The sequence below is a fragment of the Helicobacter pylori genome (assembly GCF_014498195.1).
Lineage (GTDB): Bacteria > Campylobacterota > Campylobacteria > Campylobacterales > Helicobacteraceae > Helicobacter > Helicobacter pylori_DO.
Genome location: NZ_JACTGH010000001.1, coordinates 170232 through 196706, shown reverse-complemented (window position 1 = coordinate 196706; position 26475 = coordinate 170232). Strand labels below are relative to the sequence as shown.

The window sequence follows — 26475 nt, the reverse complement described above, 5'->3', positions numbered from 1 at the left end:
CTTTTTAAGCTGATTGTATCCAATTTCGTTTAATTCTCATTATAAATCGTTTTTAAATACTCTATTTTTGAAGTCAAATTGAGTAATACCATATCAGCTAACACCAATGAAAGCAAACTCTCGCACACCACACTCCCTCTAATCGCAATGCAAGGATCATGCCTGCCCTTTAGCAAGCATTCGCATTCTTGATTGTTAATATCTATGGTTTGTTGAGGTTGGAAAATGCTTGGCGTGGGTTTGAAATGCGCTCTAACAATAATTTCTTCCCCATTGCTCATGCCCCCTAAAACCCCTCCGCTACGATTGCTCAAAAACCCCTTTTGATCCATTAAATCGTTATACTCTGATCCTTTTAGTAAAGAGCTTTTTACCCCCTTGCCTATTTCAACCGCTTTCACCCCGTTAAGCCCCATCATCGCTTCAGCGATTTTAGCGTCTAATTTAGCGTATAGCCCTTGACCTAAGCCAATGGGGAGTTTTTGATTGGTTTTTGTGCCCCTTGCCCTGATCAAAGCCACGCCCCCTATGCTATCGTGGTTTTTGATAGCGTTTTGAATGGCTGTTTTTTGCGCTTCTTCTTGTTCTTCATCTAGGGCAAAAATCTCGCTTTTTAAGGCGTGATTGAAATCATAATTTTTGGCTTTAATGCCCCCTATTTCTATAATCCCGCTTTCACAAACAATACCGATTTCTCTTAAAAGCATTTTAGCAAACGCCCCAGCAGCCACTCTTATAGCGCTCTCTCTGGCCGAACTCCTCCCCCCACCCCTAAAATCTCTGATGCCGTATTTATGAAAATAAGTGAAATCCGCATGGCTAGGCCTAAAAAGGTTTTTAATGTTATCATAATCCTTACTCCTAGCCCTTTGGTTGTGGATTAAAAACCCTATGGGCGTCCCTGTGCTAAAACCTTCAAAAACCCCGCTTGTTATTTCCACTTTATCGTCTTCTTTTCGTGGTGTAGTGAAAACATTCCTCCCCCCTTGGCGGCGCTTCATTTCATTTTCTAATAACGCATAGTCTATTTTAATCCCGCTAGGCATGCCGTCTAACACCCCCCCTATCGCATCCCCATGCGATTCCCCAAAAGTCGTGAGCCTTAAAAAACGCCCCAAAGTGTTCATTTTGCTTCCTTCAGTTTTTGAAGCGCTTGATAAGCGCATTGCTGTTCGGCTTCTTTTTTGCTTTTGCCTTTAGCGGTTGCGTATATTTTATCTTGAATGTATAGAGCCATTTCAAATTCTTTATGGTGATCGGGGCCTTTTTCTTTGAGCAATTGGTAAGTGGGGACCACGCAAAATTGCGCTTGGGTTAATTCCTGTAAAGCGGTTTTATAGTCCATAAACAAATGCTCCAAATCCAAACGCTTGTAAGCGCGATTGAGTAAATTTTGTATGATTTTTTGCACCTTAGCTAACCCCGCTTCTAAATACACCCCAGCCATTAAAGCCTCAAAAGCGCTTGACAGGATAGAGGGTTTTTCTCTCCCCTTAGAAATTTCTTCAGAAGAAGAAACGCGCAAATAATCTTGTAAAGAAATCGCTTTCGCTAATTTCGTAAAACCATGCGCGCTCACAATAGAAGCCCTTAATTTAGAGAGTTTGCCCTCATCGTATTGATAGAATTTATGGTATAGCAACTCCCCTATCACCAAACCCAACACTGCATCGCCCAAAAATTCCAAGCGCTCATTGTTTAAAGCGAGCTTGCATGATTTATGCGTTAAGGCTTGCTCCAATAAACGCTTGTCTTTAAAAGAATACCCCAAAGCTTTTTCTAGCGTTAGATAAGGGTTATTAGGCGTTACATAAGGGCTGTTTTGAGAGCGTTTGTTTTTCATCGTTTTTCCCTTTAAGTGGTCGTTTTGACCCGTTTTTGCGCCTCTAATTTAGCGAGGCTATCGCAGCGTTCATTCTCGGCATGCCCGTTATGCCCCTTGATCCAAACAGCCACAATCAAATGCCCTTTAGAAACTTCTAAAAATTCTTTCCATAAATCCACATTTTTGACTTTAGAAAAATTCTTTTTTTGCCAGTTAGTTAGCCACACATTGATCGCTTGGCACACGTATTGCGAATCGCTATAAAGCGTGATATGGCATGGGCATTTCAAAATTTTTAACGCTTCATTGAGCGCTCTTAATTCCATGCGGTTATTCGTGGTGAAATGTTCGCCCCCACTGACGATTTTTTCTTTATCCTTATAGCGTAAAATCGCCGCATACCCGCCTGGCCCGGGATTGCCTAAAGAAGAACCATCGCAAAAAATTTCAATTTCTTGCATTTAATCCACTCTCATAGCTTTCTTTAGAAATTTTAAGCACCATATCCATAAACGCTAACTGGTAACACACAGGACACCTATGGCTTTCAAAAGGAAAGATTTGTTTGCAATGCTTGCAGCGGTATTCAAAAGTCAGACTCGCTTTCATAGGGCTATTCAATAGAGCGCGTAAAACCTCTAATTCAAAAACTTGGCAAGGTTTGTTGTCCAAAAGCAGCCCTTGAGATCGCGCAATGTCTTGCAAAAGGGCGTGTTTTTCTAAAATAAAAGCAGGGATATTCATATCCCATAAAAGATCGATCACATTTTCTAGCCGTTCGGTTGCATCAATCTCTTGCCAAAAAAGCTTTTCATCATAAGATTTTAAATAATTTAAAGCGATTTTTTTCAAATCTAACGACGCCTTTGAAACATGCAAGATTTTAGCCGCATCTTCTTTGTTCTCTATTAAATGCATGAGATAAAGGTAATTTTTAATCGTTTCAATTTCAGGCACTTCTAATTCTTCCAAACATTCCAAAGTCTCTAAAGCCTTTGAATAATCTTTTTCTAATTCATACGCATGCAAAAGTTTCAACAACGCTCCCACATTCCTTGGGGAAAAGCGCAAAATTTCTTTCACGGTGTCTTTTGTTTTTTGTAAATACCCCACACTAAAATAATTTTCAGCTAATAAATCTAAAACAGCGATTTTTTCTTCATCTTTTAAGGAGCGATTTAAAAGCCCTTTTAAGATTTCAATACTCATTTGTACATCCGCTTTAGAATACGCTCTGGCTAAAAACATCAAACTGGAAATTTTAGCATGCTTTAAAAGCTTGTCTAAATTCTCACTGCTCGCGTAAGCGTTTTGATTTTGGGCGAATTTTTGTAAAAATTTTTTGTTTCTCTTTCGGGTGAAATACGCCCTAGCCTGTTCTAATAGAATGACAAGAGCGATAATGAAAGTGAATAAAGCGATAGAAAATAAAGAATCTTTATAGAGGAAATTGAAGTGTTGCACAATCTAAAAATCACTCTCTAATCATCACAATCCTAGACTTAACGCGCAATTTTTCAAAATGCTCTTCTAAAATCTTATCTTTAGATTCTTCCACTAATTTTTGGGCGATGAATTGCTTGGCCTGACTGAAGCTCACTTCGTTTTTACCCTTTTTTTCTTTGATATAAAAGGTGATGAACTGCCCCCCACCCCCATTCATAACGGGCGTGAAAGAGCCTTGCTCATGCGAAATAAAGACTTGAGCGATTTGAGGGTTTAGGGTTTTCATCTCTATTTTTTCATTAGCCTTACTCACCCCTGGAATTTCCAAATTAGGGTCTGCCATAGCCCTTTCTAAATCTTCTTGACTCGTTGAAGTGTAGCGCACAGTTTCTATTTCTGTGGGGATACTGAATTGCTCCTTGTGTTTGTTGTAATATTCGCGCATTTTGGTTTCAGAGCTAGTATCCACATTGGTGAGCAAAATATTACGCAACAATTCTTGCATTTCTAAATGCTCCTTAAGCTGATCTCTATAGAGTTTATAATGCCCCTCAGCCATAAGCATTTGTTTGAAATGGTCTAAATCCATGCCTTGCTGTTGCGCCATCATCGCCATTTCTTGGTCTAGCTTGTCATCATCTACATGGATTTTCAAGCGCTCAATTTCTTGGTTTTTAATGCGCTCAGCGATCAAACGATCCCTGGCTTGAGCTTTGCTCACTTTAGATTTTTTTTGCTCTTCTTGGATTTGATACAGCGTGATAGGCGAGCCATTAACGAGCAAAGAAATGCCCCCTACGACCTTATCTTCAAGGGTGTTGTTGGTAGCGTTATTAGGATTACCAAAAATGGAATTGAATTGAGAGCTAGGGCTTGTTCCCTTATTTTTTTCAAGAGTTTGAGAGGTTGTCTCTTTTTCTTCAAGTTTTGGCGCGTTATTTTGAACGCCTTGATTTTGCGTGCCTTGATTTTGAACCCCTTTAGCGCCCTCTTTGATTTTAGAAGGCGTTATTTTTTGAGCGGGATTTTTGGAATCCCCATGATGGACTTCTGCTCTGGGCTTTCTTTTGGCTTTTATTTCTTTCTTTTCTTCGGGGTTTTTCTTTTCTTCTTTTTTATTCTTCAAATCCTTATTCTTCAATTCTTGGCGGATTTTTTTATCCAAAGAAGACTCTTGCTTCCTCCCTTCTAAGGCTTCCACTTTAGATTCCGGCTCTGCATAAACGATCCCAATAAACAACAAAGCCTTCAAAACATAAGAAAAAATTTTCCTCATCAACCCAATTTCTCTTTCAAAATAGCATTCACCACGCTAGGATTAGCGCCTTTTAGATTTTTCATCGCTTGCCCTACAAAAAATCCAAAAAGCTTGTCCTTACCGCTTTTGTATTCAAGCACCTTATCAGCGTTGTTTTTAAGCACCTCTTCTACCACTTTAACAATCGCTTCTGTGTCATTGACTTGAGACAAGCCCATTTGTTCAATGAGCGCATCCACATCGCCCCCATGCTCTTCTAAAAGCCTGTCTAACACATCTTTAGCGCTCTTACCTGAAATCTTGCCCTCATCAATGCGTTTGGCTAAAGCGCCTAACACATGAGCGCTAACCCCGCAATTTTCTAAAGTGGTTTCGGCTTTCAAGCGCCCTAATAATTCCACGCAAAGCCATGTCACGCTTGTTTTAGCCTTAACCCCAAGATGGAGCATGCTTTCAAAATACTCCGCCAATAACGGATCGCTCACCAATAAATTCGCATCGTCTTCTTTAAGGTTAAAATCTTTCATGTAGCGGATTTTTTTTGCGCTAGGCAATTCATTGATCTTTTGAGCTTCTTTTAAAAGTTTTTCATCAATAAAAACAGGATACAAATCCGGATCTTTAAAATAGCGGTAATCCGCCGATTCTTCTTTATTGCGCATAGAAAGGGTGATCCCTTTGGCGGTGTCAAAAAGGCGCGTTTCTTGAACCACCTCTTCATTATAGCGCCCCTTCTCCCACGCTGTGCTTTGGCGCTCTATCTCGTATTCAATCGCTTTAGCGATGAATCTAAAGCTATTTAGGTTTTTAATCTCCACCCTCGTGTAAAGCTTTTCATCGCCTTTGGGCCTAATGGACACATTCGCATCGCACCTGAAATTCCCCTCTTGCATGTTCGCATCAGAAATCCCTATAAAACGCACGATGGCATGGAGCTTTTTCAAATACGCTATGGCTTCTTCACTATTTTTCATGTCCGGCTTACTGACAATTTCTAATAAAGGGGTGCAAGCACGGTTCAAATCCACCAAAGAACAGCTACTCTCATGGATATTTTTACCAGCGTCTTCTTCCATGTGGGCTCTTTCAATACGCACGATTTTCGCGCCCTCTTTAGCGTCAATCTCTAATTTCCCATCGCTCACAATGGGGACTTCAAACTGCGAGATTTGATAAGCCTTAGGCAAATCAGGGTAAAAATAATTTTTCCTCGCAAAAAGGGAATACTGGTTGATGTTGGCTTCAATGGCTGTGCCTAATTGGATGGCTTTTTTAACCACTTCTTTATTCAATACCGGCAAAGCTCCCGGTAAGCCCAAACACACAGGGCAGGTGTTAGAATTAGGGGATTCTCCAAAACTTGTAGAGCAAGAGCAAAAGATTTTGGTTTTGGTGTTGAGTTGGACATGGACTTCTAACCCGATTACAGCTTCAAATGGCATTATTTGTCCTTACTCTTTTTATTGCTCACAATGGCAAAAGTCAAGTCGTTGATTTCGGTATGGGCTTTAATGAAATCATTGATCTCTTTCAAACTCATTTTTTGGATTTGATCCAAGAGTGTTTGGTTGAAATTTAAAGGCAAACCTAAATAAAAATAATTGTAAGTGGTGTTCAAGCGGCTAGAGATCGTTTCATTCCTTAAAGGCTCAGAGCCTAGTAAAAACTTTTTAGCGTCGTCTAATTCCTGTTGCGTCATGCCTTTTTCTATAAATTCTTTGACTATTTTTTTAACTAAAGCAACGCTTTTAGCTTGAGTGCTGAGCTTGGTTTGCAAATACCCGCTCGCAAAATGCGCGACCTTAGAAAAATTGGAGCGGATATACACGCTATAAGCCAAGCCCTCTTGAACCCTGATTTTTTCCATCAAACGAGAGCCAAACCCCCCCCCAAGCACAAACATCATGACTTTAGATTTCGCTAAATCCTGTTTTAGATCCTTGATTTTAAAGGGCGCACCAAAATACACGAAAGCCTGCTCAGTGTCTTTATAGAGGACTTTTTCGCTTTTTTTATCGCTCGTTTCAAAATAAGGCTCTTCATACGCTTTACCTTGCGGCAAGAAATTAAGAGCGTTATTCAAACGCTTAAGAGTTTGATCGATTTTCAAATCGCCCCCAAGCACCACTACGAGCTTATTGAGCTCAAAAACCTTAGCAAATTGCTGTTTCAAATCCTCTAGCTTGATTTTTTGGAGACTCTCTTTAGTGCCTAAAGCCACGTTAGCTAAAGGGGTGTTAGCAAAAAGTTCTTGCTTTAAAGTCAATTTAGCCAAATAATCAAAGTCGCTTTCTTTTTGTAAAAGCGCGGCCAACATTTGGGTTTTGACTTTTTCTAAAGTGTTTTGCGTGAAATTAGGGGATTTTAAAAGCTCTTTTAAGCGCGTAATGGCTTCATCTTCGTATTCTTTTAAAAATTCTAAAGTGATTTGCAAATCTTCTGCGCTAGTATCCACATTCAAACTGATCGCTTTTTGCTCTAAAAGTTGCGCAAACCCCACCGCGCCAAGCTCTTTAGTGCCTTCGTTTAAAACTTGCGCGAATAGTTTCGCCAAACCCAACTGGTTTTTATCGCTTAAGCTCCCACCCCCCCTAAAGGCTAAATGGATAAACCCCATAGGCAACAAATGGTTTTCTTCATAAATCACAGGGACTTTAGCTTGATTGATTTCTTGGTGTGTCAAAGCGCTCGCTTGTAACCCCATAAAAACTCCTAATAATAAAGTGATCAAAATTTTTTTCATGCTGTTTATACCTTTGCTTTAGCCGGATAACGCTTTAAGATTTCATAGGCGGTGTTTCGTTTAGCCGCCACGCTCCCAATGTCTTCAATAAGCTCTATCATTTCCGCTTCATTCATGCAAAAACTCGTTCCAGCCGCTTTCACTACATTTTCTTCCATCATCACACTCCCTAAATCATTCGCTCCAAACAATAAGGCTAACTGCCCTATCATAGAACCTTGAGTAACCCATGAACTTTGTATGTTTTGAATGTTATCTAAAAAAATCCTACTGCATGCCAAATAGCGTAAATACCGATTGGAACTCGCTTTTTTAATGCTTGGGATTTCTTCTTTTAAGGGGGTGTTGTTGGGCTGAAAACTCCATAAAATAAAAGCCCTAAAGCCGCCGGTTTCATCTTGCAAATCGCGCACTCTTTGTAAATGCTCCACTACATCTTCTTCATTATCCACGCTCCCAAACATCATGGTAGCCGTGCTTTTAATCCCGCAAAGGTGTGCCATTCTATGCACTTCAATCCACCGATCGCTGCTCAATTTTTTAGGAGCGATCACATCGCGCACCCTATCGCTTAATATTTCTGCTCCCGCTCCTGGAATGGAGCTTAACCCAGCGTTTTTCAACCTTTCTAAAACTTCTTTTAAAGACAATTTAGAGATTTTAGAAATGTAATCAATTTCAACCGCGCTAAAACCATGAATGGTAATGGTGGGGAATTTTTGGGCGATATGGCTGACTAAATTTTCATAATAGTCTATTTTGAGCTGCGGGTGCACCCCTCCTTGAAAAAGGATCTGCGTGCCGCCAATAGCGAGCAATTCTTCAATCTTTTGATCAATTTCTTCATAACTCAACACATAGGCGTCTTTTTCTTTTAAGGTGCGTTTGAACGCGCAAAACTTGCAATCCACAAAACAAATATTGGTGTAATTGATATTCCTATCCACAATAAAAGTCGTCAAGTTTTCAGGGTGCAAGCGTTGCTTCACCCTCAAAGCCCTTTGCCCTAATTCTTTCAAGGGCGCGTTTTTCATTAAATCCAAAATTTCTTCTCTGTTGATGCGCATTTTAAAACCTTGTTCCCATAGAAAATTCAAAGTGTTGCGTGTAATCGTCCATGTTAGGGTTGAAGCATAGCCCTTTACATTTCTTGCCATTGCCATCGCCCCATTGGTTGAAAAACGCTATAGGGAAAATCAACACCAAAGGCCCCATGGGCGAAATCCATTCAATCTGTAAGCCTGTAGAAGCCCTCCAAGTCGCCCTTTCAAACCCAGCCCCTATCACGCCATAATCTTTAAAATTCGCTGTCGTGAGGGGAGCGTTATAGAAGAAACTCCCCCTAGTTGGGGTTTTAAAGGTTAAGAAACCAAAGTCAAAAAACCACGCTAAACGCATTTTAGCCGCTTTTAACACCCCATAGCTCAATTCAGTAGAAGCGGTGAAAATCCCATCGCCTCCAAGCCACAAGCCAAACTCATCTTTAGGCGTAACTGAGCCGTTCCTAAAGCCTCTCACCGTGGTTACGCCCCCCATATAGAAGGTGGAGTTTAAGGGCAAGTAATCATCGGTGTTATACCTAAAGATATAACCCCCTTGCGTTTTAAAGCGAGCGATCAAATCTATCAATAAATATTTTTGCAAATGGTGGTAAGCGGCGAATTTACCATAGACTTTAGTGTTACGGACATTCCCGCCTAACCCGTTCCACGAATTGAGCGTGCCAGAGCTTGGCAAACCAGACATCGTCGCATAAGAGCTAAAGATAACCCCATTTCTAGGGAAATAATAATCATCAGTGTTGTCATAACTCACATCAAGAGTGAAAGAGCTGGTAATAGGCGTATGATAATCCCTATCCCAAATACCTTTTATTTCTGGTGAAGTGGTGATCGCTCCAGGACTAGAACAGCTTTCAGGGACCAATGGAGTTCTACCGCCTGATAAGCGGTTGATAATCACCGATGCGGGTGTGGAACATTGCCTTGGAGAGACCACTTCATTCACAGAGGAATAGTAGCGGTTGTATAAGGGGCTGCTGAAACCAAGGAGCTTGGTAACATTCAAGTTATACCCTAAGCTCACATGGGTTCTGTTACCCAGCATGCGCCCGACATTCACCCCAAAGCCTCCGCCTTGTTGGATGTATTGGTAGCTTATCCTGTAATCCGCATAAAGATTGATCGTAGAGCTATACCAGCTATCAAAAATCCTTGGATTAGTCAAGCTCAAATTCCCGGCAAACATACGCCCCGCTCCTCTTGGCATGCCCGGATAAGATCTACCCCCCCCTGTAGCGATGTTAGCATACAAGCTCATGCTTTGGCCGGTTCCAAAAAGGTTTCTTTCGCTCACGCTCCCATTAAGCATAAGCCCTCCATAAGAGCCATAACCTAACCCAAATTGCAACTGCCCAGTGCGCCCCTCTTCTACGCTCACTAACAAATCCATAAGCGAGCTATTAACTCTTTTTTCTTCAATTTTGACTTTAGAGAAAAACCCTAAACGCCTTAAAGAATTTTCGGAATTTCTCAGTTTGGTCAAGTTGTATTTATCTTTAGGCCCTAGTAACAATTCCCTTCTGATGATCCTATCGCTCGTGCGTTGGTTCCCTGAAATGATGACATCATTGATATACACCATATCGCCCACTTCAATACGATAAATGACTTTCACAAGCCCGTTTTTTTCATCTTTATCCAAGTCTGGCTTCACCACCGCAAACGCATAACCCTTATCGGCGATTTCGGTTTTTAAAATTTGCGCATCCGCTCTTAAATGCTCAATATTAAAGACATCTTTTCTTTTAACTTTAAGGGCTTTTTCTAAGGTTTTTAAGGGGACTACCGGGTTGTCAATCTCTATTAAAATGTCTGAAATCCTGTATTGGATCCCCTCTTTGACTTTATAATGAAGCTTAGCGTCATGGGTAGAAAAATCCGTTTTCAAAAAAGGCGAAGAAATATGAGCGTCTAAATAACCCCTACGCATATACACATCTTGGATACGCAAAGAATCGTATTCTAATTGATCTAGACGCAATTTTCCGTCATTCAAGCCCCACATCCAGCCCATGAAATCTCGTTGCTTGTTCGCGCTCAAAGACTCAATCATGCGGCGTTTTAATTTCGCGCTTCCCTCATAAATGGATTGTTTGATATAAATACTATCCCCCCTATTCACATCAAACACGATTAATAACGCGCCCTCACTGACCTTTTGGGTGCGCACCTCCACCACGCTCCCATAATAGCCCTGACCTTCTAAAGCCGTTTTTAAAGCCGTTTTAGCATGCTCTAATTTTTGCTCATCAAAGGTGTCGCCCTTTTTGATCCCCATTTGGGATTTTAAGCCGTCTTTTTCCTTTTCAGTCCCATAACCCTTGATTTCTACCCCGGCAATCCTGGCTTTTTCATCAAAATGAAACTCTAATATACCGCTTTCAAAAGTGGCATAAACGTCTTTAAAATACCCTTGATTGAACAAAGCCAAAACAGCGGTGTCTATTTTTTTAGAATCCACCATATCGCCCACACGAATCTTTACAATTTCATTAGCGAGCATGTCAGACATGTAAGAAAGCCCGACATAAGAAATGGATTTGACTTTCATTTCTTTAGGCGTTTGATTGGATTGAGAAGTTTCTTTTAGAGCTTCATTTTTTGGAGCTTCTTGAGAGGCTTCTTTTGGTGGAGTCAAATCGTTTGGTTTAGAGCCGTCATTTTCTAAAGCTTCAACGCTGGTATTGATACATGCGAAAACAAGAGAGGATAGAATAAATTTTTTAATACTGATTTCCTTAATAGATTTTAGCTTGAGTGTTGTTAGTAGCATTATTATAACTAATCATTCTTAAAAACGCTAAAAATTATTAAAATTTTTGTATAAAATTATACAAACTATCCCTTTCTACCGCAACAAAACCAGCGTCCTTGATTTTAAATACCAAATCTTCTTTTTCTAAACCATGCCGGCTCTTCGCGCCTGCCGCGCTTTGAATGCTCTCTATTTCTATCGTGCCGTCTAAATCGTTAGCGCCAAATTCTTGAGCCACTAAAGCCAAATTCAAGCCCAAAGTCGCCCAATAGGCTTTAATGTGGGGGATATTGTTTAAAAGAATGCGAGATATAGCGATGGTTTTTAAGATTTCTATCGCGCTAGGGGATTTTTCCACTTTCAAATAATTGTTTTCTTTTTGATACAACAAGGGGATAAAAGCGTTAAAGCCCCCCTCTTTATTTTCTACTTTATTTTTAGGGCTTTGAGTTTTTTTGATCCTTAACATGTGATCGATGCGATGGATTTTATCTTCAATATGCCCAAAAAGCATGGTAGCGTTACTCATTTTGCCTAATTTGTGCCAATAAGCATGGATTTCTAACCACCGAGAAGAGCCCACCTTACCACTACAGATTTTACGCCTAACTTCTTCATCAAAAATCTCCGCCCCCCCACCAGGCATGGAATCTACCCCGGCTTTGAGCATGTCTTCTAGCACCAATTCAAAAGGTTTGTTGAATTTAACGCTTAAAAAATGCACTTCTGCGGCGGTCATGGCTTTTAGGTGTAAGTTAGGCATTTCTTGTTTGATGGTTTCAAACACTTTTAAATACCACTCATAAGAGTAATTAGGGTTATGAGCGCTCACGATATGGACTTCTTTAATCCCCTTGTTGTAGGAATTTTTAACCTTTTCTAGGATTTCTTCTAAGCTCATTTCATAAGGGTTAGGGTTTTTTCTGTGGGCTGAAAAAGCGCAAAATTTGCAAGCGTCCGCGCAAATATTACTGGGGTTTAAATGCCTATTGACATTAAAATACACGATTTTTTGGTGCATGTTTTGGCGCATGTGATCCGCTACTTCCCCTAGCGTGTATAAATCATAATCATAAAGCTTCACTAATTCTTTACTTTCAGTAACTTGATTATCTAATACTTTTTCTAAAAAGTCCATGGTTAAATTGCCCTTTCATTTTAAAGATAAACATTGTAGCATTTTTAGATTGAAGAATGCTTTTTATATATTATATAAAAATATCCCTTTTAATCCCTCCCTATTGATACCAACCCCTTTTTTTACCTAATTCTCATTAAATAGATTTTTATGATAAAATCTAAGCTTTATCAAGCCATTAGCCGGTGTTCTTTCTCATTTTTATAAATTTTTAAAAATTTTCATACTCTTGTTTACTTTTTCATTATCATTTATGCTATAATTATGGGACAACTTAAACCAACACAAAGGAGATACTATGTTATCAAAAGACATCATTAAGTTGCTAAACGAACAAGTGAATAAGGAAATGAACTCTTCCAACTTGTATATGAGCATGAGTTCTTGGTGCTATACCCATAGCTTAGATGGCGCAGGGCTTTTCTTGTTTGACCATGCGGCTGAAGAATACGAGCATGCTAAAAAGCTCATCATCTTCTTGAATGAAAACAATGTGCCTGTGCAATTGACTAGCATCAGCGCACCTGAGCATAAGTTTGAAGGTTTGACTCAAATTTTCCAAAAAGCCTATGAACATGAGCAACACATCAGCGAGTCTATTAATAATATCGTCGATCACGCCATAAAAGGCAAAGATCATGCGACTTTCAATTTCTTGCAATGGTATGTGTCTGAACAGCATGAAGAAGAAGTGCTTTTCAAGGATATTTTGGATAAAATTGAGTTGATTGGTAATGAAAACCATGGCTTGTATTTGGCTGATCAGTATGTCAAAGGGATCGCTAAAAGCAGGAAATCTTAATTTTAGGGTCATTGAGTGCAAAAACTAGCCGTTTTTGATTTTGACTCCACGCTAGTCAATGCTGAGACGATTGAGTCTTTAGCGAGGGCGTGGGGGGTTTTTGATGAAGTGAAAACAATCACTTCGCAAGCCATGAATGGCGAGACAGATTTTCATAAAAGTCTTATTTTAAGGGTTTCTAAACTCAAAAACATGCCCTTAAAACTAGCCAAAGAAGTTTGTGAAAGTCTGCCTTTATTTGATGGGGCGTTTGATCTCATTAGCGCTTTAAAAGAGAAAAATTACAAAGTGGTTTGCTTTAGCGGAGGCTTTGATCTAGCGACGAATCATTACAGGGATTTATTGCATTTAGATGCGGCTTTCAGTAACACGCTGATCGTGGAAAATAACGCCTTAAACGGCTTGGTTACCGGGCATATGATGTTTTCACACTCTAAAGGCGAAATGCTCCTCGCTTTGCAACGCTTGTTGAATATCAGTAAAACGAACACTTTAGTCGTGGGCGATGGAGCGAATGACTTGAGCATGTTCAAACATGCCCATATCAAAATCGCTTTCAACGCTAAAGAAATTTTAAAACAGCACGCCACGCATTGCATCAATGAGCCTAATCTAGCCCTAATCAAGCCTTTGATTTAAAAAAATTTTTTTGTAAAATTCCTTTAAAAGGATAACCATGTTTCAGCCCCTATTAGACGCTTATATAGACAGCACCCAAATAGAAGAGACAACCCATAAGCCCCCATTAAATGCAGCCCTAGCCAATTGGTGGCCTTTGGATAAAAGAGAAAGCAAAGGGTTTAGAAAAAAATTTATTTTATATTTCATCTTAAGCCAACGCTACAAAATCACCCTCCACCAAAACCCCAACGAACCCTCCGATCTCGTCTTTGGCAGTCCTATTGGATCAGCCAGAAAAATCCTATCCTATCAAAACACTAAAAGAGTGTTTTACACCGGTGAAAACGAAGTCCCTAATTTCAACCTCTTTGATTACGCCATAGGCTTTGATGAATTGGACTTTAGAGATCGTTATTTGAGAATGCCTTTATATTATGATAGACTACACCATAAAGCCGAGAGCGTGAATGACACCACCGCACCCTACAAACTCAAATCTGACAGCCTTTATACTTTAAAAAAGCCCTCCCATCATTTTAAAGAAAACCACCCCCATTTATGCGCAGTAGTGAATAATGAGAGCGATCCTTTGAAAAGAGGGTTTGCGAGCTTTGTCGCAAGCAACCCTAACGCTCCTATAAGGAACGCTTTCTATGACGCTTTAAACGCTATTGAGCCAGTTACTGGGGGAGGGAGCGTGAAAAACACTTTAGGCTATAACGTCAAAAACAAGAGCGAGTTTTTAAGCCAATACAAATTCAACCTGTGTTTTGAAAACACTCAAGGCTATGGTTATGTGACTGAAAAAATCATTGACGCTTATTTCAGCCATACCATTCCCATTTATTGGGGGAGTCCTAGCGTGGCGAAAGATTTTAACCCTAAGAGTTTTGTGAACGTTTGTGATTTTAAAAACTTTGATGAAGCGATTGATTACGTGAAATACTTGCACACGCACCCAAACGCCTATTTAGACATGCTCTATGAAAACCCTTTAAATGAAATTGATGGGAAAGCTTACTTTTACCAAGATTTGAGTTTTAAAAAAATCCTAGATTTTTTTAAAACGATTTTAGAAAACGACACGATCTATCATAATAACCCTTTCATTTTCTATCGTGATTTGAATGAGCCTTTAGTATCTATTGATAATTTGAGGGTTAATTATGATGATTTGAGGGTTAATTATGATGATTTGAGGGTTAATTATGATAATTTGAGGGTTAATTATGATGATTTGAGGGTTAATTATGATGATTTGAGGGTTAATTATGATAATTTGAGGGTTAATTATGATGATTTGAGGGTTAATTATGAGCGCCTTTTACAAAACGCTTCACCTTTATTAGAACTCTCTCAAAACACCACTTTTAAAATCTATCGCAAAGCTTATCAAAAATCCTTACCTTTGTTGCGTGCCATAAGGAGATGGGTTAAAAAATAAGGCGTATTTTAAGACTGATTGAGAAATTGGAGCGCTATTTTAAAATGCACTAACGCTTCTTTTTTGAGTGTGGGGTTTTTGAGCATGTTCTCTAAAGCATGGGTGCTTAAAAAATGTTTGGTTTTTAAAGACACGATGCGCCCAAAGGATTCTTCTTTAGAAAGGTTTAAAAGGCGTTTGGGCAAAATCTCGCCAAATACCACAATGACTTTTGAAGCGCTGTTGTCTAATTGCCAGATCAAATGGGGCAGGCATGCGTTGATTTCTTCTTCTAAATTGAGGCTGTTAGAGTCGCATTTAAGGAGCGATAAAATACTGCAATCTTTTAAGGGGTAGTTAAAAACCTTTTGGATAATGCTCTCTAACATGGCTGCTTTTAAATTGTTTAAGAAATGTAATTGGCTATCCAACATGGGGGTGAGCGTGATAAAAGCGAGCTTGGAAGTGGGGTTAAAAAGTCCGATCACCGGTTTTGAATGTTGATGGCGTTTGCACAGATTGCAATTTTCTATACCCTCATGAACTTGTTTGTTAAGGGGCTTATTTTGGGGCTTGGTAAGGCTGGTATTGGTGTAAGTTTCGCCCAAAAGACGCTCCATATAAAGGGAGCGTAAAGTTTGGAGGCGTGAAAGTTGCAAAGCGTTTAATCTTTATGCTTTTTGAAAGCGTGAGGGCTTAGCATGTTTTCTGGCTTGAAAATATCGTCCAGTTGCTCTTTAGTTAAGATTTTCTTTTCTAAAGCGATGTCATAGATAGAACGATCGCTTTTTAAGGCTTCTTTGGCGATCATAGCAGATTTTTCATAGCCGATATGAGGGTTTAGCGCGGTAACAATGCCAATGCTGTTAAAAACATAATCGTGGCAAATCTTTTCATTAGCCGTGATGCCTTCCACGCATTTAGTCGTCAAAGTTTCAATCGCACGCCCTAAAATCACAAAGGAATGGAAAAGCTTGTAAGCGATAACCGGCTCAAACACATTGAGTTGCAATTGCCCTCCTTCTGCGGCTAACGCCACGCTCAAATCGTTCCCAATCACCGCAAAGCACACCTGATTGACCACTTCAGGGATCACCGGATTGACTTTACCGGGCATAATAGAGCTGCCCGGCTGCATTTTAGGCAAATTGATTTCATTCAACCCGGCTCTAGGGCCTGAGCTGAGTAGCCTCAAATCGTTACAAACCTTAGAAAGTTTCACCGCAATACGCTTTAACACCCCACTCACTTGCACATACGCCCCCGTGCTTTGAGTGGCTTCTATCAAGTTATTAGCCATGACAAAGGGGCGGCCCGTTACTTCTTGGATTTTCTTTTCAATCAGACTGCGATAATCCGGGTGCGAATTGATCCCTGTGCCAATGGCCGTGCCGCCTAAATTAAGCTCTCTTACCCAATTCCTAGCGTCTAAAACCTGCTCAATATCCCTATCAACCATCAACGCATAAGTTTCAAACTCTTGGCCTAAAGTCATAGGCACAGCGTCTTGAAGCTGGGTGCGCCCCATTTTAATCACATGGGAAAATTCCTTAGCTTTTTGAGCGAAAGCGTCCCTTAAAGCCTTCATGGGAGCGACTAAATTGCTCAAGCGCTCATAAATCGCAATTTTTAACGCGCTAGGATAGGCGTCATTAGTGGATTGAGAGCGGTTGACATGGTCGTTTGGGTGGCAAAATTGATACTCGCCCTTTTGATGCCCCATGTATTCTAAAGCCAAATTAGCAATCACTTCATTCATGTTCATGTTCGTGCTTGTGCCAGCCCCCCCTTGAATCATATCCACAATGAATTGATCATGGTATTTGCCATCAACCAACAAATCGCACGCATGGCAAATCGCAATTTTAAGCTTTTCATCAATCAAGCCTAATTGCGCGTTCGCTAAAGCAGCCGCTTTTTTGACTTGAGCGAAAGATTTGATAAAAACAGGATAACTGCAAAGCTTGTCGTTGGTGATGAAAAAATTTTCACTCGCTCTTAAAGTCTGGATCCCATAATAAACCTCGTCGCTAATTTCCATTTGCCCAATGAAATCATGCTCAATACGCATAAAAGCTCCTTGTGTAATAATTGAAAAATATTCTAGCTATTGTAACCAAATCTTGGATTATTTTTCTTTTAAGCGCGCAACTTTTGCCCCTAAAGCGTTGATTTTATCCTCTAATCTCTCATAACCCCTATCCAAGTGGTAAATCCTATGCACCCTACTCACGCCCTTAGCCACTAAGGCGGCTAAAATGAGAGCCGAAGAAGCCCTTAAATCGGTCGCCATCACATCGCTTCCGGTAAGCTCTGTGGATCCGCTAATGGTAGCCACATTTGTTTTTAGGCTGATATTAGCCCCCAAGCGTTGCAACTCGCTTGCATGCATGAAGCGGTTTTCAAAAAGCGTTTCTTCAATGATACTAGTCCCCAAACACTGCGTGGCTAACGCCATGAATTGCGCTTGCATGTCTGTGGGAAAGCCTGGGTATTCTTTCGTGGTGATTTCAAAGGCTTGGCGTTTTTTGGCCGGATAAATTTCTATAGAATTTTCTTGAATATCTAGCGAAAAACCAATTTCTATGAGCTTGTCCGTGATCGCTTGAAGGTGGTTAGGGATGATACGATTGATTTTAAGCTGGTTGTTAGTGATAGCCCCCACGCACAAATAAGTGCCTGCTTCAATCCTATCGGGTATGATTTGAATGTCTTTTAAATTCAAAGCGTCATTTTCTACCCCCCTAATCTTTAGCTCACTGCTGCCAACGCCCTCAATTTCTACCCCCCCACTCTGTAAAAACATGCACAATTGAGCGATTTCTGGCTCTTTAGCGGCGTTAATGATGCGCGTGATCCCTTTAGCTAAGCTTGCTGCCATGAGGGCGTTTTCTGTGCCTGTAACGCTGATTTTATCAAATAAAATATCATTCCCTTTCAAGCCTTTAGGGGCTTTTGCATGGATATAGCCTTGCTCAATTTTGATTTCAGCCCCTAATTGTTGCATCGCTTTTAAGTGTAAATCCACTGGCCTTGCTCCTATAGCGCACCCACCGGGCAAACTCACCAAGCATTCTTTAAAGCGCGCTAATAGTGGGCCTAAAACCAAAATAGAAGCGCGCATTTTACGCACCAAATCGTAAGTGGCTTCGGTGTGGCTCAGGGATTTAGCGCTGATTTGAAGCGTATGTGGGTTAAGCCATTCTAATTCTGCACCTAAATTTTGCAACAATAACGCCATCGCCTTTATATCCACCACTTGGGGCAAGAATTTGATTTTGACTTCTTGGCGGCTTAAAAGCGTGGCGGCTAAAATGGGGAGCGCAGAGTTTTTCGCCCCTGAAATTTCTACCCCCCCTTTTAAAGGGACTTGTCCTACAATCTCTAAAAAATCCAATTCTATCCTTTTTCTTTTTTATTCTTAAGGGCTAAGCCGGTAGCGTTAGCGATTTTTTGTCGGTAATTAGGGTTAGCGTTTTCTAATTCTTGCCCAAAATTAATAGCGTCTTCTAATTCAAAAAATTCTGAAGCGACTAATTTTTGGATCGTTTCTAGCCACAGAGTTTCTTTGTCTTTAGGGCAGATTTTAAAACGCTCATTGAAGCGGTTTTTCAGTTTTTCTAAAGCTGGCACGCTTTGAAGGTTTTTGATTTGTTCGTTTAAATTTTCCAAAGAAAGGCTTTTATTAGGAATATTTTGCTTTAAAGGGGGGCGAGTAAGCCTCCAAACAAGCCCCCCTAAAAACACAGGGATCAAACATACAAAAAGGATCAAATACATGCAAGCGTAATAAGTCAAATTGCCCATGTTGATAAGATTTATAAGCGTTTTTTATAATAAGCGTTACTCGCTTCAATATAGCCTTCCACGCTCCCGCAATCGTATCGTTTGCCTTTGAATTGGTAAGCGATGATGCGTTTTCTTTTGGCTTGAGTGAGTAAAGCGTCTGTGATTTGGATTTCATTGTTTTTACCCGGTTTAGTCTCGCTTAAAATTTCAAAAATATCCGGAGTTAAAATGTAGCGCCCTATCACGGCTAGGTTGCTTGGGGCGTCTTCTTGGCTTGGTTTTTCCACCATGTCTTTAATCTCATACACCCCCTCTTCTAACCATTCGCCCCTAATCACGCCGTATTTTGAAACTTCTTCTAACGCCACTTCTTCAATGGCTACAATGGAGCATTGGTATTTTTGATACAATGAAGTCATTTGCTTTAACACGCTAGGATAATCATGGCTTATGCATAAGTCATCGGCTAAAATCACCGCAAAAGGCTCATTGCCTATGAGGGCTTCCCCGGTTAAAATCGCATGCCCTAAGCCTTTCATTTGCTTTTGGCGCACATAGGAAAAACAGCATTTTTCTATAATATTACGAATGCTTTTTAGGGCGTTTTCTTTGTTAGTGCCTTGGATTTGATGCTCTATTTCATAGCTCGTGTCAAAATAATCTTCTAAACTTCGTTTATTCCTGCCTGTAACGATCGCCATCACTTCACAGCCCGCTTCCATCGCTTCTTCTACAGCGTATTGGATTAAAGGTTTATCCACAATGGGCAGCATTTCTTTAGGAATGGTTTTAGTGATCGGCAAAAAGCGCGTGCCATAGCCAGCGGCAGGAAAAAGGCATTTTTTAATCATGGTTTGTCCTTTGAATTAAGAGTTTGTTCTAAAAATCCATCAATAGGGATGAAATTCCCAAAAATTTCTTGATAAATCAAGTAATTGAGCATGACCCTAAAGCCATACATGCGAGTCTCGCTATAAGGCATAAGCTCCATGCTAAGCCATGGCTCAAAATGATTTTTTTCTTTAAATCGTTTGGAGCTTTCTAACCACCTCCTTAAAAACCCAGGCCCAGCGTTATAAGCGTAGGCGACAAAAAGGGGGTGGTTGAATTCTTTTTTCAAATGGTTCAAGTAATAATTCCCAAATTTGAGGGCGATATTGGGGTTAAACATGTCGTTTAGATCAACATTATCCATGCCAAGGCTTTTAGCGAAAGGCCCTACATTAAAGGGCATGATCTGCATAAGCCCTAGAGCAAAGGAGCGAGAGATTAAAGCCGGGAGCAAGAAACTTTCTTGCCTAGCGATCGCATACGCCATAGCCTTTTCATCTGTATTTTGCCATTCAATAATGCCTTCATAAGGGGATAAATAATAATAAATCTTGTCTTTATTGCGTTGGCTTAAAAGATAGGTCAATTCAGGGGCGCTTTTTTCATAATACAGGCTTTTTAGCATCGCATTAAACGCGCTCTCATCTTTCAAACTCAAGGTTTTTTCCTTAAAAATTTGCCACGAAAAAGGATCGTAAGTGTTAAAAGGAGGGTCTTCTTGACTTAAATTTTGGATGTGAGAAATGATGCGGTAACTGGGCGTGGTTTTTAATTTTCGGCTCGCATAAAGACTATAGAGGTTTAAAGCTGGGCTTTGTGAAAGGCGCTCCAAAGTTTTTTTCTTTTTAGAGACTAAATACTGCCAAAAAATCGCTCTGTCTTTTGAAAAATCATCATCTTTAACCACCGCTTCTGAGCGTTCAAAATACTTGAGTGCTTTAGAGGGTTTTTTGCGCAAGATTTCGTTAATCCCTAGGATAAAAAAGGTTTGCGCGTTGCTTTGGGTGGCGTTACTTTTAGCCAGAGCGTCTTTAAAATGATCCAATTTAGGATCTAAGATAACCTGATAGATCAAGCGGTTAAACGCCGGGTAATCTTCATCTAAAAGGCGGTTTAACTCTTTAATAGGGATATGCTCTTCAAAAATTTGGAGCTTTTTTTCATAACTCAAATGATTGAAAAGCGCGCTAAACACTTGCGCGTTAGCTTTAAACAAAGAAGCGCTCACATGCTTACTTTGCAAGATTTCTAACTCTTCATAAAGAACAGGATAAGCCTCTTTGATTTTTTCTTGTAAAGGTTTAAGGGTTTGAAGGGGGATTTTATCAAAATCTCTGATTTTTGATTTTAAAGCGATAGCGATACAGCTATTTTGGAAAGTGTCTGTTGTTTCCAACATGCTTTCTAGAGTAATTTGTTTGCAATAAATATCTTCAGGCAATTTAACATCAGGGCTTTTTTCTGAATTTTCTACGCCTTTTTCTTGCATGGCTTTTTGTAGGGCGTTGTTTTTATTTTGAGTCAATTCATAGGCTTTTTTAGCGTTTTCTAAAGTGGTTTTTTTATCGCTAATATAACGCCATAAATAATAATCCCTAACGATCCCGGCGGGCTTTTTTTCTAAATCTTTTAAACTCAACTCGGTTTGAGAAAAACTAACACCAAGCATACCGATAAAAAACAAGGTAAAAAAACGCATGCGGTTATTTTCTTTAAAGGTTTTTAGCGAGCATGAAAAGCCACTGAATGAGCGTGAGATCCAAGAATTTCAGAACAATGACCACCACTAAAGGAGAGAAATCCAACCCGTTAAACACAAGCTTGAATCTAGAGCGTAAAAAATAAAACACCGGCTCACACAAGCGAGCGAGGATTTGCATGATGGGGTTATTAGGGTTAGGCTGCACGAAGCTGATAAGCACATAAATGATCACCACCCACATATAAATCGTAAGAAGCGCGCTTAAAATCACCGCTACCGCATTGATAAGGGTAGAAAAAATCATGCTTTGAGCCTTAAAACTTCTTGATAATGGCTTTGGATATAGGGGAAAATCAAAGGCAATTCAACGCCATGCGAGTTCCCGGTCAAAAGAATGCGTAAAGGTTTGAAAAAATCCTTACCCTTAAGCTGGCTCAATCGCATGGCTTCTTTTTTAAAACTTTCAAAATCCTTATACGCTTGAAAATCCATGCTTTTTAGAGCGTTAAAAAGCGCTAAACAACGCTCTTTAAAATCTTCGTTCTCGTAAGTTTTAACAATATCTTTTGGCTCTAAAAACAACGAAATTTTTTCTTTCAATTCTAAAAGCGTGCCGCATTCTTCTATAAACAATCTTAAAAGCCCTAGGAGATTTTTATCTTTTATTGAAGTGAGTTCTAATAACTTTTCATCGTCTAAAAGCTTTAAATGCTCGTGGTTTAAGTGTTTTAAATATTTTAAATTAAAATGAGCCGGGGAATTAGAAAGATTTTCTAAACTAAACCATTCTATCGCTTCATCAAGGCTAAAAACTTCCTTGGGCACTTTATTGCCGATAGTGATGAGACAATTCACAATCGCAACCGGTAAAAACCCTTGATTTAAAAGCCATTTCACGCTGGACGCTTCGTCTCTTTTGCTCATCTTTTTACCGCTTACTTCATCTAAAATAATGGGCAAATGCGCATAAACAATCGGATCGTTTGAGCCTAAAGCTTGCCGGATTAAGATTTGTTTAGGGGTGTTACTCACATGATCTTCGCCTCTAATGATCAGACTGATTTCATAGAGCAAATCATCGCATGCGCAAGCGAAATTATAAGTAGGGCTTTTATCCTGTCTCAAAAGCACAAAAGAATCCAATTCATCAGGTTCAAATCTCACTTCTTTTTTAATCGCATCGTTGAAAGACACCGCATGATTTGGGGCTTTTAAACGCACCACAGGGGCATGGTTTTTGTCTTTTTCTAAAGTGGCCCACTCGTCTAAATACCTGAAAGGGCGTTTTTCATTTTTGGCTTTTTCTTTTTCTCTTTCTAAAAACTCCACGCTCGCATAACAATAAAACGCTTTATTTTCTTTCAGTAATTTTTCCGCCATTTCTCTGTGGTAATCTATGTTATGGCTTTGATACACGAGCTTGTCCCAACTTATCCCCATAAGCTTTAAAATTTCTAAAATTTCTTGATCTTTGCCTTCAATGTTACGCTCCTTGTCCGTGTCTTCAATGCGAATGAGAAAGGGTTTGTGTTGCTGTTTGGCTACAATGTAGTTGAAAATGGCTGCCCTTAAATTCCCTATGTGCATATCCCCTGTAGGCGAAGGCGCAAAACGAAGCATAAAAACCCTTTATTTAAAAATAGTTTTTGATTATACCTAAAGAATACTTAATTGTGTTGTGGTAGTTCTGTTTTTATCAAACATGAATAGGCATCATTTAAGAGATTAGCGCTTGGCTAACGCCAAGCTCTTTATGGTTGGTTATCAAAAAGCTAAAAGCGTTTTTATTCAATCACTTCATAAATAACTTCTGTTTTCCAGCGGGTTTTAGGGGTGATTTCTTGGTTGCGATAACCAAAACAAGCCATTACCGACACGCCAAATTCCGCCGTGTTCAGATAGCCTTTTTCCTCTAAATAAGCCTCCACTTTTTCTTGATCATACCCTTCAATCGGGCAAGAATCAATCCCTAACATGGCCGCTGCCATCATCATGTTCGCCATTTGGATATAAGTCTGCTTGCTAGCCCAATCAAACAAAGATCGTTCGCTATTGAGTTTCATATCATTCTCTTGGAAATTTTTGATGATTTGAGCGAACCTGGAATTAGTGTCATAATCCCTTTTTTTAACCTCATGCATCACTTTTTTAACGTAATCGCTGTCATAAGTAACGCCTTTTCGCACAAGATAAATGACAAAATGGCTCGCTCCCTCTAAACCAAAAAGTGCCCCCCAGGCCATCGGTTTTAAATCTTCTTTCATGCGTTCATTTTTTAATAAAAGCATTTTCCATGGTTCAAGCCCGATTGAAGAAGGGGCTAATCTCCCCACTTCAACCAAAGCTTCCCAATCCTTTTGGGAAATACGACGATTAGGATCGTATTTTTTTGCAGCAAATCGTTGGTGCTGTAAAGCAACCACTTGTTCTCTGTCCATTTTAATGATCTCCTTTTTCTAAATAATGATAAACGGCTGCCATATCCAATGCGCCTAAACCGGATTTTTCTGCTTGAGAATAAAGCTCTTGCACTTTAGATAAGAATGGCAATTGAATCGCCTCTCCTGCTTCATTGTTGGCTAAACGAATGTCCTTGAGCATGAGCTTCAAACTGAAAGCGGCCGGATAGCTATCTTGCAGCCACATGCCTTTTTTAGCTTGAAAGAGAGGCGAATTCATGCCAGATTGGCCAATAATTTGCAAAAATGTCTCTGCATCAACCCCTAAATGTTTGGCTAATAACAAAGCTTCTGAATAAGCAACCCCCATTTGAGCCAAAAGGCTATTGATGGATAATTTGGCTTTCATCCCTTGACCAATCTTACCCAAATAAAAGGTTTGACTCCCCAAATGCGCCAAAACAGGTTTGAGTTGAGTGATCACTTCTTTTTCACCTGCCGCTAAAATCAATAACGCCCCAGCTTTGGCCGCACCAACCGATCCCGAAACGGGTGCTTCAAGGTAAGTTACTTGATGCTTTTGAGCGGTTTTTTCTAAAGCCAAGCTCTCCAAAGGAGCGATGGTGCTCATATTCACCACGATTTTTTCAGACATCTGTTCCCAAAATTTTGGCACTAAAACAGCATCAATCGCCGTTTTATCCGAAAGCATGATAAAAACCAGATCAACTTTAGCGGCTAAATCTATAGGGTTAGTATAAACCGCTACGCCTTTTTCTTTTAAAGGGGCCACTTTGCTCTCTGTTCGGTTATAAACCGACACTTCTAAATTTGCATCGCACAAGCGAGTCGCCATAGGAGTCCCCATAGCCCCTAGTCCAATCCATCCGATTTTCATTCAATTCTCACTTATTAGCGTGAATACGCCACTAAACCATCTAACCAAGCTTGATGGCCGTTTAGCATCGCATTAGGCACAGATTTCGCTAAAGCTTTAGCAGGGACTCCTAACTGAGTTTCTTGGGTTAAAATACGCACACGATCATTATCTAATTTTTCAACTAGCCATGCGTGATAGGCTTCAAGATACTCATCGCCTCTAGCTTCATTCCAACCTCTCCAAGCCAAACGCAGTATGGTGTCTTTCAATTCAAACTCTTCCACTTGCGCTTCAATGAGAAAGCCAAAAGTTTCAAAACAAAAACGAGTCTTATCTTTAAGAATAGTATTGTCTTGATTATGCATGTGGACATTCCCTGAATTTTTGTAATACTTTTCCCAATGGGATGCGTCTCTTAAATGTTGCACCACTTTATTAAAGTCCAAACCTTTGACAATGACTTCATTAGACACAAAATTATCAGTCTCTCCTGGTATCCATTTTTCAGGCCATTGAATCGCATTCATCGTTATCATGTTTTCTCTGTTTTTAATTTTTTCTGCCTATTGGCGAATGATTTATAGCATCATTAGGTAAATAATGATCTTTAACCCATTTTATCAGCCATTCTAAAGCGTTGTTTTTAGGATTTTCAATGACTGAATTTAAGCATGCGTTTAAAATTTCGCCGATTTTTTGGTGTTGATAACCCAAGCTTTGGAGCGCGCCGCCCTTAAGGGCTAGGTGTTCTTTTTTAAAAGGCTCGTTAGCGTTAAATATTTCTTTTAACAAGCTTTTAATTTTTAAAGCGTGTTTGGGGTTTTTGAGCGCATAAAAATCTAAAGCTAAATTAAAAGGCTCTAAATCGTAGTTTTTCAATAAAAACTTCAATCCTGTTTTGTTATGAATATTTAAAAAAGCTTTGTGGCATTCTTTAGCTTTTGAAAATAAAACACAAGTTTTTTTAGGGTAGCGTAAATTTTCTAAACTTTTTTGATGCTTGAAAAACCCTAATAATCTTAATTCCAAATTCAAAGGCGCGTTTTTTAAAAACCCTAAATTTTCTATTTTTTCTTGAATAACCAACTCTAAAATTTCTTGATATTCTTTAGCCACTTCATAGGCGTTTTTCCCCATAAGAAGCTTATTCAATTCGCTTTGTAAGCGCTCTTTAGAAAGGTGTTTTAACAAATCCTTACACGCAAAAACCGCTTCTTTAGTGCTTGGCGCTATCTTAAAGCCTAAAGTCGCGCTGAATCGCAGCGCTCTTAAAATCCTTAAAGCGTCTTCAAAAAACCTCAATCGCGCTTCCCCCACGCATTCAATCATCTGATTTTCAATCGCGCTTCGCCCATTAAAAGGATCAATCAGCCCTTTTGTAGGGCTATAAGCGATCGCATTCATGCTAAAATCGCGCCGCTTTAAATCGTCTGTTAAACGCGCGCTAAAAACCAACTCTTTAGGCTTTCGGTGTTTGATATGCCCTTTTTCCATTCTAAAAGTTGTGATTTCATAGCTCTGATGGTTTTTAAGAGCCGTGATCGTGCCATGTTTGATACCGGTTTCTAGCACCCTAAAATGGCGCTTTAAAAGAAGCTCTTTACTTTCATTGACTAAAGCGTTTGAAGTTAAATCGTAATCTTTGGGGGTAATGCCCATTAAACAATCGCGCACGCACCCCCCTACCAAGTAAAGCTCATAAGGGGATTTTTCATAAATGTCAAACAATTCTTTTAATCCTTTTTCTAACTCAAACACGCTTTTTACTCTTAAAATTTCTTTGTGTTATTATATCTTTTTAG

General features: G+C 39.7%; 24 protein-coding genes and 1 pseudogene. 3 read left to right on the top strand and 22 right to left on the bottom strand.

The features are described 5' to 3' along the window. Positions 1-29: 29 nt before the first annotated feature. From aroC to mqnE, 10 genes and pseudogenes are all read right to left on the bottom strand, one after another. Positions 30-1127, bottom strand: a complete 1098-nt coding sequence (aroC, locus tag H7N67_RS00885) for a chorismate synthase (protein WP_187938745.1) — start codon at positions 1125-1127, stop codon at positions 30-32. Continuing rightward, complete coding sequence (gene rnc / locus H7N67_RS00880) at positions 1124-1843, bottom strand: ribonuclease III (RefSeq protein WP_187938744.1); 720 nt, start codon at positions 1841-1843, stop codon at positions 1124-1126. Before rnc ends, aroC begins: the two co-directional genes overlap by 4 nt. After that, a pseudogene (gene rnhA, locus H7N67_RS00875) lies at positions 1800-2286 on the bottom strand (ribonuclease HI). The gene rnc and the pseudogene rnhA overlap by 44 nt, the downstream one beginning before the upstream one ends. Further along, entirely contained in the window at positions 2273-3289 is a 1017-nt protein-coding gene (locus tag H7N67_RS00870; RefSeq protein WP_187938742.1) for a tetratricopeptide repeat protein, read from the bottom strand. The pseudogene rnhA and the gene H7N67_RS00870 overlap by 14 nt, the downstream one beginning before the upstream one ends. A gap of 10 nt (positions 3290-3299) precedes the next feature. Continuing rightward, positions 3300-4547, bottom strand: coding sequence for a SurA N-terminal domain-containing protein (locus H7N67_RS00865; protein WP_187938741.1), 1248 nt, complete (start codon positions 4545-4547; stop codon positions 3300-3302). Next, positions 4547-5971: an Asp-tRNA(Asn)/Glu-tRNA(Gln) amidotransferase subunit GatB gene (gene gatB, locus H7N67_RS00860; protein ID WP_187938740.1), complete on the bottom strand. Its 1425-nt coding sequence runs from the start codon at positions 5969-5971 to the stop codon at positions 4547-4549. Before gatB ends, H7N67_RS00865 begins: the two co-directional genes overlap by 1 nt. After that, entirely contained in the window at positions 5971-7272 is a 1302-nt protein-coding gene (locus tag H7N67_RS00855; protein ID WP_187938739.1) for a M16 family metallopeptidase, read from the bottom strand. Before H7N67_RS00855 ends, gatB begins: the two co-directional genes overlap by 1 nt. 5 nt (positions 7273-7277) lie before the next feature. Continuing rightward, positions 7278-8339, bottom strand: coding sequence for a dehypoxanthine futalosine cyclase (locus tag H7N67_RS00850; RefSeq protein ID WP_001876133.1), 1062 nt, complete (start codon positions 8337-8339; stop codon positions 7278-7280). 1 nt (position 8340) lies between these two features. Next, complete coding sequence (gene bamA, locus H7N67_RS00845) at positions 8341-11106, bottom strand: outer membrane protein assembly factor BamA (protein ID WP_187938738.1); 2766 nt, start codon at positions 11104-11106, stop codon at positions 8341-8343. 37 nt (positions 11107-11143) lie between these two features. After that, positions 11144-12226: an aminofutalosine synthase MqnE gene (gene mqnE, locus H7N67_RS00840; RefSeq protein ID WP_187938737.1), complete on the bottom strand. Its 1083-nt coding sequence runs from the start codon at positions 12224-12226 to the stop codon at positions 11144-11146. A gap of 298 nt (positions 12227-12524) precedes the next feature. On the opposite strand from mqnE, the gene H7N67_RS00835 reads away from it, so the two are divergent. The 3 genes from H7N67_RS00835 to H7N67_RS00825 are packed head-to-tail and all read left to right on the top strand — an operon-like array spanning position 12525 to position 15093. Beyond that, positions 12525-13028 (top strand): ferritin, encoded by a 504-nt coding sequence (locus H7N67_RS00835; protein ID WP_000949189.1) that lies wholly within the window; start codon positions 12525-12527, stop codon positions 13026-13028. 15 nt (positions 13029-13043) lie between these two features. Next, positions 13044-13667 (top strand): phosphoserine phosphatase SerB, encoded by a 624-nt coding sequence (gene serB / locus H7N67_RS00830; protein WP_187938736.1) that lies wholly within the window; start codon positions 13044-13046, stop codon positions 13665-13667. 37 nt (positions 13668-13704) lie between these two features. Further along, a complete protein-coding gene (locus H7N67_RS00825; protein WP_187938735.1) occupies positions 13705-15093 on the top strand; it encodes a glycosyltransferase family 10 domain-containing protein in 1389 nt (462 codons plus the stop codon). A gap of 8 nt (positions 15094-15101) precedes the next feature. Here H7N67_RS00825 and H7N67_RS00820 read toward each other — a convergent pair whose 3' ends face one another. The 12 genes from H7N67_RS00820 to H7N67_RS00770 form a co-directional block, all read right to left on the bottom strand. After that, complete coding sequence (locus H7N67_RS00820; protein ID WP_187938779.1) at positions 15102-15692, bottom strand: uracil-DNA glycosylase family protein; 591 nt, start codon at positions 15690-15692, stop codon at positions 15102-15104. 44 nt (positions 15693-15736) lie between these two features. After that, the gene (aspA, locus tag H7N67_RS00815; protein WP_001217509.1) at positions 15737-17143 is read right to left on the bottom strand and encodes an aspartate ammonia-lyase; all 1407 of its coding nucleotides are present in this window, start codon (positions 17141-17143) and stop codon (positions 15737-15739) included. A gap of 57 nt (positions 17144-17200) precedes the next feature. Further along, the gene (gene murA / locus H7N67_RS00810; protein WP_187938734.1) at positions 17201-18469 is read right to left on the bottom strand and encodes a UDP-N-acetylglucosamine 1-carboxyvinyltransferase; all 1269 of its coding nucleotides are present in this window, start codon (positions 18467-18469) and stop codon (positions 17201-17203) included. Positions 18470-18471: 2 nt separating this feature from the next. Then, positions 18472-18879, bottom strand: coding sequence for a hypothetical protein (locus H7N67_RS00805; protein ID WP_187938733.1), 408 nt, complete (start codon positions 18877-18879; stop codon positions 18472-18474). Positions 18880-18890: 11 nt separating this feature from the next. Beyond that, positions 18891-19712, bottom strand: a complete 822-nt coding sequence (gene galU / locus H7N67_RS00800; protein WP_000591498.1) for a UTP--glucose-1-phosphate uridylyltransferase GalU — start codon at positions 19710-19712, stop codon at positions 18891-18893. Beyond that, positions 19709-21391 (bottom strand): lytic transglycosylase domain-containing protein, encoded by a 1683-nt coding sequence (locus tag H7N67_RS00795; protein ID WP_187938732.1) that lies wholly within the window; start codon positions 21389-21391, stop codon positions 19709-19711. The genes galU and H7N67_RS00795 overlap by 4 nt, the downstream gene beginning before the upstream one ends. A 13-nt stretch (positions 21392-21404) precedes the next feature. Next, positions 21405-21698 carry a YggT family protein gene (locus H7N67_RS00790; protein WP_187938731.1) on the bottom strand — a complete coding sequence of 98 codons (294 nt, stop codon included), beginning with the start codon at positions 21696-21698 and terminating at the stop codon, positions 21405-21407. Then, entirely contained in the window at positions 21695-23014 is a 1320-nt protein-coding gene (gene gltX, locus H7N67_RS00785; protein WP_187938730.1) for a glutamate--tRNA ligase, read from the bottom strand. Before gltX ends, H7N67_RS00790 begins: the two co-directional genes overlap by 4 nt. Positions 23015-23178: 164 nt before the next feature. After that, positions 23179-23832, bottom strand: coding sequence for an NAD(P)H-dependent flavin oxidoreductase FrxA (gene frxA / locus H7N67_RS00780; RefSeq protein WP_078284070.1), 654 nt, complete (start codon positions 23830-23832; stop codon positions 23179-23181). 1 nt (position 23833) lies between these two features. Then, on the bottom strand, positions 23834-24691 hold the full coding sequence (locus H7N67_RS00775) for an NAD(P)-dependent oxidoreductase (RefSeq protein WP_187938729.1): 858 nt from the start codon (positions 24689-24691) through the stop codon (positions 23834-23836). Positions 24692-24705: 14 nt separating this feature from the next. Further along, positions 24706-25209, bottom strand: coding sequence for an SRPBCC family protein (locus H7N67_RS07925; RefSeq protein ID WP_232262979.1), 504 nt, complete (start codon positions 25207-25209; stop codon positions 24706-24708). Positions 25210-25222: 13 nt separating this feature from the next. Continuing rightward, positions 25223-26431: a CCA tRNA nucleotidyltransferase gene (locus tag H7N67_RS00770; RefSeq protein WP_332258173.1), complete on the bottom strand. Its 1209-nt coding sequence runs from the start codon at positions 26429-26431 to the stop codon at positions 25223-25225. Positions 26432-26475: the final 44 nt, after the last annotated feature.

Coding starts and splice junctions, on each gene's coding strand:
- aroC (WP_187938745.1), bottom strand. CDS start 1,127: ATGAACACTTTGGGGCGTTTTTTAAGGCTCACGACTTTTGGGGAATCG.
- rnc (WP_187938744.1), bottom strand. CDS start 1,843: ATGAAAAACAAACGCTCTCAAAACAGCCCTTATGTAACGCCTAATAAC.
- H7N67_RS00865 (WP_187938741.1), bottom strand. CDS start 4,547: ATGAGGAAAATTTTTTCTTATGTTTTGAAGGCTTTGTTGTTTATTGGG.
- gatB (WP_187938740.1), bottom strand. CDS start 5,971: ATGCCATTTGAAGCTGTAATCGGGTTAGAAGTCCATGTCCAACTCAAC.
- H7N67_RS00855 (WP_187938739.1), bottom strand. CDS start 7,272: ATGAAAAAAATTTTGATCACTTTATTATTAGGAGTTTTTATGGGGTTA.
- H7N67_RS00850 (WP_001876133.1), bottom strand. CDS start 8,339: ATGCGCATCAACAGAGAAGAAATTTTGGATTTAATGAAAAACGCGCCC.
- bamA (WP_187938738.1), bottom strand. CDS start 11,106: ATGCTACTAACAACACTCAAGCTAAAATCTATTAAGGAAATCAGTATT.
- mqnE (WP_187938737.1), bottom strand. CDS start 12,226: ATGGACTTTTTAGAAAAAGTATTAGATAATCAAGTTACTGAAAGTAAA.
- H7N67_RS00835 (WP_000949189.1), top strand. CDS start 12,525: ATGTTATCAAAAGACATCATTAAGTTGCTAAACGAACAAGTGAATAAG.
- H7N67_RS00825 (WP_187938735.1), top strand. CDS start 13,705: ATGTTTCAGCCCCTATTAGACGCTTATATAGACAGCACCCAAATAGAA.
- H7N67_RS00820 (WP_187938779.1), bottom strand. CDS start 15,692: ATGGAGCGTCTTTTGGGCGAAACTTACACCAATACCAGCCTTACCAAG.
- aspA (WP_001217509.1), bottom strand. CDS start 17,143: ATGCGTATTGAGCATGATTTCATTGGGCAAATGGAAATTAGCGACGAG.
- H7N67_RS00805 (WP_187938733.1), bottom strand. CDS start 18,879: ATGGGCAATTTGACTTATTACGCTTGCATGTATTTGATCCTTTTTGTA.
- galU (WP_000591498.1), bottom strand. CDS start 19,712: ATGATTAAAAAATGCCTTTTTCCTGCCGCTGGCTATGGCACGCGCTTT.
- H7N67_RS00795 (WP_187938732.1), bottom strand. CDS start 21,391: ATGCGTTTTTTTACCTTGTTTTTTATCGGTATGCTTGGTGTTAGTTTT.
- H7N67_RS00790 (WP_187938731.1), bottom strand. CDS start 21,698: ATGATTTTTTCTACCCTTATCAATGCGGTAGCGGTGATTTTAAGCGCG.
- gltX (WP_187938730.1), bottom strand. CDS start 23,014: ATGCTTCGTTTTGCGCCTTCGCCTACAGGGGATATGCACATAGGGAAT.
- frxA (WP_078284070.1), bottom strand. CDS start 23,832: ATGGACAGAGAACAAGTGGTTGCTTTACAGCACCAACGATTTGCTGCA.
- H7N67_RS00775 (WP_187938729.1), bottom strand. CDS start 24,691: ATGAAAATCGGATGGATTGGACTAGGGGCTATGGGGACTCCTATGGCG.
- H7N67_RS07925 (WP_232262979.1), bottom strand. CDS start 25,209: ATGATAACGATGAATGCGATTCAATGGCCTGAAAAATGGATACCAGGA.